The sequence below is a fragment of the Clostridium sp. CTA-17 genome, from assembly GCF_054767895.1.
Genome location: NZ_BAAABF010000001.1, coordinates 195571 through 209509 on the forward strand (window position 1 = coordinate 195571; position 13939 = coordinate 209509).

Annotated in this window: 12 protein-coding genes; 7 read left to right on the forward strand and 5 right to left on the reverse strand. The window is 26.1% G+C overall.

The genetic code is table 11. The annotated features are described in order from the left end of the window. The first annotated feature begins 91 nt into the window (after positions 1-91). The 6 genes from ACYUCG_RS00845 (at position 92) to ACYUCG_RS00870 (ending at position 7043) form a co-directional block, all read left to right on the forward strand. The gene (locus ACYUCG_RS00845) at positions 92-793 is read left to right on the forward strand and encodes an ABC transporter ATP-binding protein (RefSeq protein WP_003457044.1); all 702 of its coding nucleotides are present in this window, start codon (positions 92-94) and stop codon (positions 791-793) included. Positions 794-809: 16 nt separating this feature from the next. Then, the gene (locus ACYUCG_RS00850; RefSeq protein ID WP_460267864.1) at positions 810-4208 is read left to right on the forward strand and encodes an FtsX-like permease family protein; all 3399 of its coding nucleotides are present in this window, start codon (positions 810-812) and stop codon (positions 4206-4208) included. A 224-nt stretch (positions 4209-4432) separates the two neighbouring features. Continuing rightward, the gene (locus ACYUCG_RS00855; RefSeq protein ID WP_057257973.1) at positions 4433-4798 is read left to right on the forward strand and encodes a DUF6483 family protein; all 366 of its coding nucleotides are present in this window, start codon (positions 4433-4435) and stop codon (positions 4796-4798) included. Between the two features lie 142 nt (positions 4799-4940). After that, on the forward strand, positions 4941-5462 hold the full coding sequence (locus tag ACYUCG_RS00860; protein WP_460267865.1) for a GNAT family N-acetyltransferase: 522 nt from the start codon (positions 4941-4943) through the stop codon (positions 5460-5462). A 246-nt stretch (positions 5463-5708) separates the two neighbouring features. Next, entirely contained in the window at positions 5709-6047 is a 339-nt protein-coding gene (locus ACYUCG_RS00865; RefSeq protein ID WP_003461567.1) for a bacteriocin immunity protein, read from the forward strand. 51 nt (positions 6048-6098) lie between these two features. Next, complete coding sequence (locus tag ACYUCG_RS00870) at positions 6099-7043, forward strand: hypothetical protein (RefSeq protein ID WP_338912713.1); 945 nt, start codon at positions 6099-6101, stop codon at positions 7041-7043. A 136-nt stretch (positions 7044-7179) separates the two neighbouring features. On the opposite strand, the gene cls is transcribed toward ACYUCG_RS00870, so the two are convergent. Next, on the reverse strand, positions 7180-8637 hold the full coding sequence (cls, locus tag ACYUCG_RS00875; RefSeq protein WP_460267866.1) for a cardiolipin synthase: 1458 nt from the start codon (positions 8635-8637) through the stop codon (positions 7180-7182). Positions 8638-8683: 46 nt separating this feature from the next. Further along, positions 8684-8866, reverse strand: coding sequence for a hypothetical protein (locus ACYUCG_RS00880; RefSeq protein WP_235424397.1), 183 nt, complete (start codon positions 8864-8866; stop codon positions 8684-8686). Between the two features lie 742 nt (positions 8867-9608). Here ACYUCG_RS00880 and ACYUCG_RS00885 point away from each other — a divergent pair. Beyond that, positions 9609-10103, forward strand: coding sequence for an NAD(+) diphosphatase (locus ACYUCG_RS00885; RefSeq protein ID WP_060796501.1), 495 nt, complete (start codon positions 9609-9611; stop codon positions 10101-10103). A 60-nt stretch (positions 10104-10163) separates the two neighbouring features. Here the strand turns inward: ACYUCG_RS00885 and ACYUCG_RS00890 are convergent, their stop codons facing one another. The 3 genes from ACYUCG_RS00890 to codA all read right to left on the reverse strand — a co-directional run bounded on the left by ACYUCG_RS00890 (position 10164) and on the right by codA (position 13918). Continuing rightward, positions 10164-11618: a hypothetical protein gene (locus ACYUCG_RS00890; protein ID WP_460267867.1), complete on the reverse strand. Its 1455-nt coding sequence runs from the start codon at positions 11616-11618 to the stop codon at positions 10164-10166. Positions 11619-11833: 215 nt separating this feature from the next. Further along, on the reverse strand, positions 11834-12466 hold the full coding sequence (locus ACYUCG_RS00895; RefSeq protein ID WP_060796499.1) for a hypothetical protein: 633 nt from the start codon (positions 12464-12466) through the stop codon (positions 11834-11836). Between the two features lie 189 nt (positions 12467-12655). Beyond that, on the reverse strand, positions 12656-13918 hold the full coding sequence (gene codA / locus ACYUCG_RS00900) for a cytosine deaminase (RefSeq protein ID WP_460267868.1): 1263 nt from the start codon (positions 13916-13918) through the stop codon (positions 12656-12658). Positions 13919-13939: the final 21 nt, after the last annotated feature.

Genomic DNA, 13939 nt, shown 5'->3' on the forward strand with positions numbered 1-13939 from the left:
TATAAAATTAAACGAACAAAGTGTCTATTTAATAACTTTGAGTATATAGTAAATTTTTTATGATGTAATTGTTAGTTTAGGGAGGAATAAGATGGCATATATAGATGTAATAGATGTTCATAAGAGATATAAAATTGGGGAAAACATAGTTGTTGCTAATAATGGAATTAATTTTTCTATTGATAAGGGAGAATTTGTTGTTATTTTAGGACCTAGTGGAGCAGGCAAATCAACTACCCTTAATATTTTAGGGGGAATGGATAGCTGTGATGAGGGAAAAATAATAATTGATGAAACTGATATATCTAAATTTAGTAATAGAGAGCTCACTAAGTATAGAAGATATGATGTTGGATTTGTATTTCAGTTTTATAATTTAGTACAAAACTTAACTGCAAAGGAAAATGTGGAGCTTGCCACTCAAATTTCAAATAATGCCTTAGATGTTGAGAAAACTTTAGAGTTAGTTGGACTTGGGCACAGAAAAGATAACTTTCCAGCACAATTATCTGGTGGAGAGCAACAAAGGGTTTCTATTGCGAGAGCTATTGCAAAAAATCCAAAACTTTTACTTTGTGATGAGCCAACAGGAGCTTTAGATTATAGTACAGGTAAGCAAATTTTAAAAATACTTCAAGATACATGTAGAAAGATAGGAACTACGGTAATAATAATAACTCATAACTCAGCAATAGCACCTATGGCTGACAAGGTTATTAAGATTAATGATGCAAAAGTTAGAAGTATTGAGATTAATTCTAATCCAATCTCAGTTGAAGAAATAGAGTGGTAGGAGTGAATAGTTTTAGATGAAGGCATATAAAAAGTCCATAGTAAGAGAAATTCTATCATCAAAAGCCAGATTCTTTTCTATAATGGTAATTATATTTTTAGGGGTTGCCTTTTATTCTGGAATAAAATCAGCAGGCCCAGATATGAATAAAACCATAAATAAGTTTTATAATAATGAAAATCTTATGGATAGCAAGGTTATTTCAACTTTAGGATTAAGTGATAAAGATTTGGATTTACTTAAGAATGATCCTAAGATTTTAGATTATTATGGTACTCATAGTATAGATGCAAACTTAACTAATATGAGCAATGTGGTTAAGTTTATGGAGTATGATGGAAAGAACAATATAAATAATTTAGTTGTATTAGAAGGTAAGTTACCAGAAAAAAGTGGTGAAATAGCTTTAGATGAAAGAGCTTTTAAGCTTAATAAAAACTTAAAAATCGGTGATGATTTTATAATTGAGACTGATGAAAATACAATGAAGAACTTTAAAGAAAGTAAGTTTAAAATAGTTGGAATTGTAAAAAGTCCAATGTATATTGAAAAAGAGTCAAGAGGATCAACCACTGTTGGAAAAGGAACTATTGATTACTTTGGTGTATTAAATAGTGAAGATATAAATATGGATGCTTACACTGAAATATATGTAAGATTTAAGAATGTACAAGGTCTTGATGCTTATGGAGATAAGTACAAGGAATTAATGGAAGAGAATAATAAATATCTTGAAGATTTATATTCTAATAGAGAAGTAGAAAGAGTTGAAGAGATAAAAGAGGAAGCTAAAAAAGAGTTTAATAAGGCTTATGAAGAGTTAAATGAAAATGAAAAGTTACTTTTAGATAAGGAAAAAGAATTACAAGAGGGGAAAGCACAATTAGCAGAAGGGAAAAAACAATATAGTGATAAAAAATTAGAGTTTGAAAAGGGAATTAAAGAAGGAGAAGCCAATATTCTAAAGGGTGAAAAGCAATTAGAAGAAGGGCAGGCTGAAATTAAAAATCAAAAGTCTAATATGGAAGAGGGAGAAACAAAGTTAAATGATGCAAAAACTACCCTTCATAATAGTAGACAAGAATTTTTAAATCAGGGAATTAATCCAGATGAAAGTACAAATGGATTAAAGGAGAAAATAGAAAATCTAAAAAGTTTATCTAAAACAATGACTTCTCTATCTAATGATATAAAAAATACAGTTAATAATCTTTCAGGAAATGAAAAAATACCAGCTGAAAAGATTCAGTACTGGAAAGGCATAGTGGCTAACTTAGGATTAAATGAGTTAAATGGAGCCATAGGGGAATTAGAAAAAAATCCAGAAAATAAAAATATTGCTTTAGGACTTTCTGATTCTCTAGGTAAAAATGTTAAGTCAATTAATGATAATACTTCAAAATTACAAGTATTATTGGATGGAATAATTAAATATCAAGAAGGAAAAAATCAGTATGAAACTCAAGTGGCTTTATTTAATGAAGGTAAAAGTAAACTTTATGAAGCTGAAAAACAATTAGAAAATAGCAGGGCAGAATTAGCTAAGGGGAAAAAATCTCTTGAAGAAGGAAAAGCTAAAGGAGAAAGAGAACTTCAAAAGGTAAAGGAAAAGTTAGATGAATCAGAAGAAAAGTTAAGAGAGGGCCAAAAAGCAATAGAAGAAAATAAGGAAAAATTAGCAGAAGGAAGAAAAGAAGTTGAAGAAAAAGAAAAATCAACTTTAAATGATTTGGATGAGTGTAATTACTACGTATTTGATAGAACTGATAATCCAGGATATTCAGGATACAAGGATTCTATTAATAGTTTAGATAGCATTGCATCAGTATTACCTGTGTTTTTCTTTATAGTGGCAGTCTTAATTTGTTTAACAACAATGACAAGAATGGTAGAGGAGAAGAGAATAGAAATAGGTACTATGAAGGCTTTAGGATATGGAGATTTTGAAATTTCCTTAAAGTTTGTAATATATGCAGCCTTAGCAAGTATTCTAGGATGTCTACTTGGAATATTAGTTGGAAGCAACATTCTTCCTAAAATAATAAGTAATGCTTATACAAGTGTATATGCTCTTCCGAATATAGATACTTATTACTATTCATCTTATATAATTCAAGCTTTAGTAATATCCATATTATGTACAGTGGGAGCAGCCTTATTTGTTGTAAGAGTTGAGCTTAAAAATAAGCCATCAAATCTTATGAGACCAAAAGCTCCAAAACTAGGTAAAAAGATCTTATTAGAAAGAATTACACCAATTTGGAAAAGATTAAACTTCAATCAAAAGGTAACATTTAGAAATATATTTAGATATAAACAGCGTATGCTTATGACTATCTTTGGTATAGCAGGATGTATGGCACTTCTTGTTACTGGTTTTGGACTTAAGGATTCAAATACTGGAATGGTTGAAAAGCAATTTGATAAGTTATGGAAATATGAAACTATGGTAGTCTTTGGAGATAATCCTACAGAAGCAGAGATTGAAAAATATAATGAAACTTTAAAAGAATTACCTGGATATGAAAATAATTTAAGAATGCACCAAGAATCAGTAACCTTTAGCAAAGAAGGAATGAACAAGCAAACAGTTAGTCTATATGTACCACAAAATAAAGATGAGCTAGATAAATTTATACTTTTAAATGATAGAATTTCAGGAGAAAAATATGAAATTCCAGATGAGGGTGTTATTATTAATGAAAAATTAGGAAAACTTTTAGGGGTATCGCTTGGGGATACAATAACCTTTAAGGATGAAAATAATAATCCTCATGAGGTGAAAGTAGAGGAGATAGCTGAAAATTACCTTATGCATTCAATGTATATGTCACCAGAATATTATGAAAAAGTCTTTGGGAAGAAAGCTATCTACAACACAGATCTTATAAACTTTGATAAGAGTAAGATCAATGAAGATGAAATATCCTCAAAACTTATGGAATGCAAGGACGTTGTGAATGTAACAATGACATCACAAATAGAAAAGACAACTAAAGAGTCAGCAGCTAACATGAATGTAGTAATGCTAGTAATAATATTATCAGCAGGATCATTAGCTTTTGTAGTTCTATACAATCTAAACAATATAAATGTATCTGAGCGTATAAGAGAACTATCAACCATAAAAGTTCTTGGATTCTTTGATGATGAAGTTACAATGTATATATTAAGAGAAAATATAATCTTAACCTTATTAGGAATATTGGCAGGATCAGTTTTAGGAAAGATTCTACATGCCTTCATAATAAGGACATCAGAAACAGATACTATGATGATGTATCCTAAGATACATATAGCAAGTTATATATTCTCAGCTTTAATAACTATACTTTTCACAGTAATAGTTATGATACTTATGCATGTTAAGTTAAGAAAAGTTAATATGATTGATGCATTGAAATCAAATGAATAAAAAAGAAAATGGGATGTATTAAGGTATAAAAATAAAACTTACAAACATATTCATACTGTTTGTAAGTTTTATTAATGTTTATTTTTGTATACGCCCTTTTGCTTTAATTACTTATAACCAAGAAAATATATATGAATCTTTTAGTTAATTTGAAAGCCATAAAATTAAATAAATGTAATTAAATGTTTAAGTGGTGATATAATAAATACTGGGAGGGATTTATTATGCGCTTTGAACAGGATTATATTAAACGAGTTATAGATTCTATAGGGAAAATGTGTGTTGCTATTGTGGCTGGGAAGAATGCTATTGAAAGTAATATAGAAGATAACAATTATGATATGAAAATTTCAGAAGATGATTTATTAGAGATTATGGTTAAAAAATATGTTGATGAAGGAAATATAAATGAAGCTGAAAATATAATTTTTGAAGCTATAAAAAGTCATAAGACTAAAAAGAGTTATGAAATTGCTTTAGATTTTTATAAACATATAAATGACTATAGTGATGAGAAATTAAAAGAACTTAATTTTTCAAGAGAAGAAATAGTAGATGGTTTAAATGAAATTAAAAATACATTTAGATAAGTTTTTGATTAATCCTTAAGTGGGGAAAGATTTGAAGATAAATTAAAAGTTAAAGTTCAGATGATGAATTTTTAATATATCCTTTAAAAAAATGAAGTGCATTTAATTTATTTTTAAGTGAATTGTTGAAAGGGATGGTATTATGAGATTAGAAACTGATAGAATAATCCTTCGTAATTTTAGGGAGGAAGATTTAGAAGATTTTCATGAATATTGTGGCCAAGAGGGAGTTGGAGAAATGGCTGGATGGAAACATCACAGCGATTTATTAACTTCAAAGGAAGCATTATATAGGAATATTAAAAATACAAATATTTTTGCAATAGAGCATAAAAAAGATAGCAAGGTAATTGGGCATATATCAATAAATGAAGATTCTGAGGATGGAAGAGATGACACAAAGGAACTTGGTTTTGTATTGAATCGCAATTTTCAGAATAAAGGAATAATGACAGAAGTAGTTTATGAAATTCTTAATTATTTATTCACTAATGATATAGAATATGTGTATGCTTGTTGTTTTAAAAATAATAAGGCATCTAAAGGTTTAATTGAAAAGTGTGGGTTTATTTTAGAAAATGAAGGATTGTTTTACTCAGAATCACTTGATAAAACTTTTGATTCATTTGAATATGTTTATAGAAAAAATGAGTGGACTAGATAAAAATAAAATTTGTAAAAATACAAGACTTCTAAAATTATGAAATTAATGTTAAAATTATACTGTTAAGTGTTTTGATTTTATTAACAAATAAAATAGATATTGATAAATAAATATAAAAAAATAATCAGCAATTATGATAAATATGCTGATTATTTTTATAATATCTTGATTTTATGAGTATAAAAACTATGTAAAGGAGATTGCATTATGGATGCAATATTCTAAGGAGTTTTAGGAGGTGTTTTTATGGAAAATTCAGAGAAATTAAGCAGAAAAGAAAAAAGAGAATTAGTAGAAAATAATTTACTAGCACGAGTTTATGATTTAATTCTAAATGAACAAACTTCTGAAGAAGAACGTAGTAACTTAGTTGAATTTAAAAATGCAGTTGAAAGTGGAAAAGATTTTCAATTAGAAACAATGAAATTAGCAGAAACTTTAAGACAATTAGCACTTCGTAAGTTTAAACATAAAGAAAAACTTAGTGATGAAGTTAGTAAGTTTTATATGGACATTTCTACTACAGGACTATTCGAGAAAAATTTAGCTATTGGTTTGTGTGCAACTAAACTTTGGTTTCAATAAAATTGAAAATTACTCTAGTTACTTTAAAAAGAAATTTGGGGGATATCTATTATGATATTAATAGAAATAGTATGTGTTTTAATAAATTTAATAAACTTGACATTAGCTTTAAAGTTAAAAAATATAGTTGTTGAAGGAGAATATATAAGAGAAAGTCAAGAAATTAGAAGAGTATTAGTGGGGCCCATAGTAATTTTTATTTTTTTAATAACTTTAATTTTAGTCAAGCAAACAATGATCATACCACTTTTATTAGTTTTTGAGAGTTTCTATTTAATTAGTTTAAGATGTAAACTTTACGACTTAGAGTTTTTATCAAAAGATAGGAGAAAGTACATAGATATAAATAAATTAATTTTTAAAGATATGGATAGTAACGAAAATTCTGATATTAGTATGACAAAGGAATTTATAAATATAATAAATTCTAATGATATGGTAGAAAATTTAGATGAATACAAATATAAATATAAACTAACAGATATCCAGATGAATTATTTATTAGAATCCTTAATTTGTGAACCTAATAGTATATATACCAAATATAATGCTTATATTTATGTTAATTATGATTTGAAATTACTAGAAATAAATAGTAGCTTTAAAAAAAGTAATATAAGGGAATTTGAATTTAGAAATATATTAATGGTAAATGAATATGAGATTCTTGAAAAAATTAGAAATATAAATGAAATTTCTGAAGAGAGTAAATTAGAAAGTAGTGTATATTTTTTATTAATGAATTATTTTAAATTAAAAGAATATACTACAAAATTAGATGAGAATAACTATATTGAATATAGTAATAATAATTTAAAGTTATTTGATATATATTTTAATCATTTAGATGAATGTATAAATAAATTAAGTGATCAATCTATAAAAATTTCTTTAAAGGCTATAGAAGCAGGAATACCTATAGAGACTATTAGTGATATAACAGGTGTATCATTATTAAAATTAAAGAAGTTTGTTGATGATAAAATAGATAAATAATATTTTATTGAATTTATTAATATGAAAAAAAGTTATTATAATTAACCTTGGAATTAAAAAATAATTTTATAGGATTCTTTTGAATAATTAAAAGAATCCTATAAAGATAGATATTTTTATTAAGCTTTATTTTAGATTAAAGTAAAGCTGAGAAGAGCTTTGAAAATGATTCTTTAATTTTCACTGAAGTTCCTCTCTTAAGATACTCTTCCCTAGTCAATTCTTTTGAAATAAGCATGTCCTTTTCAAACTGTTTACGTTGTATTTTTGCTATTTCATCTGAGTATAGCATAGCAATTACTTCAAAGTTTAGTTCAAAGCTTCTTGTATCCATATTGGCAGTTCCTATTGAACATACTTCATCATCTATAACTAGGGTTTTAGAGTGAAGGAAAGCATTTTTGTCATAATGATATATTTTTACTCCAAAGTTTAGTAAATCTCCAGCGTATTTTAGGTTTGCCCAATAAACAAAGGGGTGATCACCTTTACCAGGTATCATTATTCTTACATCAACTCCAGAAATAGATGCAAGTTTTAAACTATCAGCTATACTATTATCTAAAATTAAGTATGGTGATTGTATATAAATATATTTTTTAGCTTTTTGAATCATTTCTAAATATGATAATTTGATTTCATAAAAGTTATCAGGGTTGGGACCACTAGATATTATTTGCATACCACATTTTGAATAATTAGCCATTGTAGAAGGGGCTTGTTCATTTTTATAATCTATTAAGTGGCTTAAATCAATATCTTCCTTAGTAGCATATCTCCAATCAGCCCAAAATCTTAAATCTAAGTCTCTTACTGAGTCACCCATAAATTTTATATGAGTATCTCTCCAGTAACCAAACTTAGGATCTTTACCTAAATATTCATCTCCCACATTAAAGCCACCAACATATCCTATTTTATTATCTATAACTATTATTTTACGATGGTTTCTAAAGTTCATGTTTATGTTTATTAATCTAAGTAGAGAAGGGAAGAATTCACCAACTTTTACACCAGCATCAATTGCAGATTGAAGTTTTTTTCTATTGGTAGTTCTACTTCCTACAGAGTCATATAACAATCTTACCTCAACGCCAACTTTAGCTTTTTCTTTAAGAATATCTAATACTTTTGAACCAATATCATCATTTTTGAATATGTAAAATTCTATATTTATGCTTTTTTGTGCTTTCTTTAAGCTTTCTAAAATATCATCAAATAATTCCTTACCATCAAAAAATACTTTAGTTTCCACATCTTTTCTATAAGGTGAGTACTCCATACTTTCAATAGCTTTAATCATATCAGAATGCTTGGTTCTTTTTAAATCATTATTTGAATTATCAGCACTTTTTAATTTTTTTATATATTTATCAAAGAGAGTAAGTTCAGATTTTTTCATTATAAAAATATCTTTAGTATTAACTTTTCTTCCTAGCATTAAAAATAGAATAAAACCTATGTATGGTAATATAATTAATACTAATGTCCAAGAAATTATACTCTTAGAAGAACGATTCTCTTTAAAAATCATATAAAAAATAGTTAATAAGTTTACAATATGAACTAAATTAGAGAAAAAAGTAAAAATCATAATTAATAAATCCTTTCTATGGTTCTTATTATTTTATAAATTCATTTTAGTTATTTTGTTTTTGAATTGAATCTACAAAATTTTTAATATAATCATTATATAAATTATCATTAGTTATAAAGTTTTCTGGATTTCTATCTTCTAGCAAGATATTATTAATAATCCTATTAATATAATACTTATTATTTTCTTTTTGAATCAAACAGGTATAATCTGTTTTAATGTCCATTTTTTCTCCCTGTAAAACCTGTAACTCCACTATATAGTTATTAGAATCTTTTTCATATATACTATTTATTTTAACTTTAAATTTTTTATATTTATATTTGTAATCAAGAAAACGATTTTTATTTAAAGTTAGCAAAGTAATTAATCTATGATTATTTACAACATTTGAATAATCTAAAGGCTTATTATTATAATCAATTTCAAAAAATTCAGTTAAAAGATTATATATAGGTTGTTCTATTTTAGCATTATTCTTTAAATTTTTATTTTTAAATAAATAAAAGTAAGAAAGAGTAATTACTAAAAAAATTATAATTATGGTAAGCAATTTCTTTTTCGTAATAATTCACTTCCCTTATTTTAAAATTTTTATATTAATGAGAATTTCAATATATTTTCCATTAGCAAATTTTTAGCAAGTTAAATTATAAAAATTGCTGTTTAAATAAGAAAACCTAGTGGCTTTTAGAATCATAAGAATTACTAATATTATATACTATTTTAACAAAATATTTTTAACTAGGGACATATAAATTGATATTTTCTTTAAAGAAGATCTTGTTAAAAAATAATATGAGAAAATATATTTAATATCTGGTGTGTATTATTTATACTATATATTTTTGACTAAGCTATAGAAAAGAAATATAATAAAAGGTAAATTCTCACTGTAGTGGGGAAATAAGAGACTAAGGATAAATCAACTAGTATAATCTATATACTAGATATAAGGAGTAAATACTATGAATTATTGCTTTCAGTGTGGCACTAAATTAATAAATAAACAATGTAATAATGAGGGGGAGGTTCCATATTGTAATAAATGTGAAATGTTTCGTTTCCCAACATTTAGTTCGGCTATAAGTGCAATTGTTTTAAACCCTGATAAAAATAAAGTGTTGCTTATACAACAGTATGGAAGAAAAGATAATATACTTGTAGCAGGATACATTAGTAAGGGTGAAAATGCAGAACAGACTTTAGTAAGAGAAATAAAAGAAGAAACAGGTCTTAATGTTAAAGAGTATCAATATATGAAGAGTAGTTATTATGAAAAGACTAATACATTAATGTGCAACTTTATTTGTGTGGTAGATAGTGAAGATTTAAGTCAAATTAATGAGGAAGTTGATAAAGCAGAATGGTTTTCTTTTGAAGAGGCATTAAAAAATATTAAAAGCAAAAGTTTAGCTGAGGAGTTTTTAATATATGCCTTCAAAAAGATCAATTACATATAACTAAGAAAGGGCAGTATATAGCTTTGCTTTTAGAAAGAACTATATACTGCTTAATATTTATTAATTTTTTATGATAGAACTAATTTTATCAAAGAATTTTTTAAAGTTAAAACACTTAATTTCATCTGTTTTTACAGTATTTAATGTGTCTTTTAAAATATTTAATTCTTCTTCTTTTTTTATATACAAATCTTCTAATTCATTCAACTTTTTCTCTTTAGCTGCAAGGCTATCTTGAAGAAATTCTATATTTATACTTAACTGAGCTTTATTTTCATTAAAACTCAATATGCTATTATTTATTTTATTAAATTTATTTTCATAATATAGTAATTTATTTTCTTGTTCTTTTATTTTCTTATGAAGTTTTTCAACTAAAATATCTTTATCTGATGTGTTTAATTCACATATATATTTTTTATAATCAATATTTTCTTTTCTAAGTGCAGATATAAAATATTGAAAATAATATAGGGAACTATTATCATATCTATTAACTATTTTATAAATATTATCAATTACCAATAATCTTGGTGTATCATCATTTACAAAGAATGCTTCACCTTTGCATAAACTCGTCTTATTTTCTAAGAAGTTTGAAAAATATGTTGCTTTGGATATATTTAAGTACTCTATAGAGTCAACTTGTGGTGGAGAAGTAAAAATATTTCCACCATCAATGGAAACCGTACTAAGAAGTTCATTATTACTAATCCATAAGCACCAAATATGTTCATCTATCATGAAAAAAGCAGAATAACTTATATCTTTATCTTTAAAAATAGTGGTATAATTATAAGATGATAAATTGCCTTTACAATAAGTAAGAGAATAAATATTATTACAATCCTTTTTTATATATAGACATTGAATCTTATCTTCATAAGACATTAAGGAATACTCTTTAAATGGAGAAAGAGCGTCATCAATTATATAGAACTCAGACCAATCTTCAGAATAATAATCTAATAATCTATATCCTAAAAGATAATTATTTTCTTGCTTTTGATAAGCAATATACAAAATATCATTATTAGAAGTATAAACATAAAATGGAATTTCGTGGATGGCTTTAAATTGATCAATTAATTTAGGGGAAATTAATTCTCCGTTTTTGTCAATTATTTGAGATACTAATGTTAGAATATTAGTACATTTATTATAAATACTATAAAGTATTAATAAATCATTTTTGAGGAAAAGAGTTTTAAAGTAAATATCAAATTTTTCATTATCTTCATTTTCAAGGAGATTAAAATGGCTCCATTTTGTATTATCAAATAACTCCATAATTAAGCTTCCATGTAAATCTTCATATATAATAGATATGTTATCGTTAGGTAATAGGGTTACTGAAAATTTTCCAGTAGTTTTATTGGTAAATACAATATAATTTGACCACACATTTCTTTTACAAATCTTGTACATAATACCGAATATCTCATCATATAAAAAGTTCCATATAGTACCATCAGATTGTTTTAAAACATACGTATTTTGTTCTACTGATACCATGAATTTTACCTCTCAGAATAAATTTCTTTATATATAATATGCATATTTAACTTAATGTCATAACACTAATATTAGTAAAACATTAAAGTCTTTATTATAAAAAATGTCCCTACAAAGGTGTAGGGACATACCTATATCATATTATTGGTAATTTGTTAATAAAATAATATTGGACTAAAATAGATTTTTATTTCCTTAGTTTAGTGTTTTTATAACTAGGAAGGATTACAGTTTCCTGTAGTAGGTTGATTACAATTTGGAAGTATAAATTGACCAGTTACTTTTACTACACAGTTATCACGAACAGGTGGATTCAATGTTACAGTTATGCAAGAACAATTTTTCAACTTATTTTTTACAATTTCTCTTGCGATAATAGCTTCTTCATAAGTGCATTTATTACAAACAATATTATCTACACATACACTACTATGACAAGATAAGAATATAGGACTATTAGGAGGATATACACATTGTCCTGATTGACCTGTAACAACGGAAATATTAGTAATAAATGGAATACATCCAACTATTTTTATATCATACCTAGGAACTCCAGCACAGCAACATGGAACAATAATAACGTTTAAACAATTTAAATCATATAATATTCTAGTTCCAGGATTATTTGAATTAAAATGGAAAGTATTTGGGAAATTTATAGCGCAACAAAAGGCTACAGTATTATCAGTAGGATCACAAGTAGTGGTAGTAGTATCACAACTAGGTCTTTGACAACTAACTTGTGGTAATATATCCTCAGTTACTGAATCTTCATTATTTAGTGTAACAGCGATTTGTTTACTTAAACCAGTCATTTCAGACATTATTTCTTTTATATTTTTCATTTAACTTTTCTCCTTTTTGTATATTAAGATAAATTTCTATAAGATATAGTATGAGATTATATGAAGAAAAGTTACTAGAGTAAATTTTAATTAATAGGAAATAATGGATATAGAATTGTTTTTACATTAAAATAAATTAAGGGCTATATCAAAATAATTTTTGATATAGCCCTTTAATTTATATGGTGACTATCTTAATAAAGTTATTTTTGTATCTATTACTTCTGGTTCTCTCTTAAATAGGAATTCTCCTCTTCTTACAGAGCAGTTAACTCCAACTCTTTCAAGGATTGCATCAAATTCATTTTTAGCATTTAAAACTATGAAGTTAGCATCTTTGCCTACTTCTATACCATATTTGTCTTGTATGTGAAGAGTTTTAGCACCATTTGTTGTAATTAAATCTAAGGCATTATTAATTTCATCAACAGACATCATATGACATATGTGAATACCAGCATCTAATATATTCATTAGGTTACCATTTCCTAATGGGTACCATGGGTCTGAGATTGAATCTTGAGCAAAACAAACATTAATTCCTGCATCATTTAATTCTTTAACTCTTGTAAGACCTCTTCTCTTTGGATAAGTGTCATATCTTCCTTGTAAGTGAATATTTTCTGTTGGACATGATATGAAGTTCATTTTTGATAATTTTAAAAGTTTGAATAATTTAAATGCATAAGCATTATTATATGAACCCATAGCACAAGCGTGGCTTGCAGTTGTAAGTTCTCCAATTCCATTTAAATAAGATTCTGCTGCTAATAATTCAACAAATCTTGATTGATCATCATCAGTTTCATCACAGTGAACGTCAATTAATTTATTATATTTCATTGCAAGCTCTACAGTTTTCTTAACTGATTTTTCTCCCATTTCTCTTGTGAATTCAAAGTGAGGAATAGCACCAACTACGTCAGCACCCATTTTTAAAGCTTCTTCTACTAATTCATCTCCACCTTTATAAGAATACATTCCTTCTTGTGGAAAAGCTATAATCTGGATATCTATAATATCTTTATATTCTTCTTTTAATTCCATAATAGCTTTTAATCCTGTAAATTTAGGATCTGTTACGTCAACATGTGTTCTCATATATTGAGTACCATATAAAATCTCTTTTTTAAGAGCTATTCTTGCACGTTCTTTAATTTCATCTATTGTCATGTTTCCTTTTGTTTCAGACCATCTTTGAATTCCTTCAAAAAGAGTTCCTGTTCCATTATTTGCACCAGGCATACGAGCTGTATATACATAGTCTAAATGAATATGTGGATCAACATAAGGTGGTACAACAAGATCTCCTTTTAAATCATAAGTTTCTACATCTTTATATTTTTCAGAAAGATTTGGACCTATTTCCTTATAAACTCCATTTTCAACAAGTAAATCAACTAGTGTTTCATTTCCTTTTAATCTAGCATTTTTAAATAAAATAGCTTTCATTTAAATAATCTCCCTTCAGTT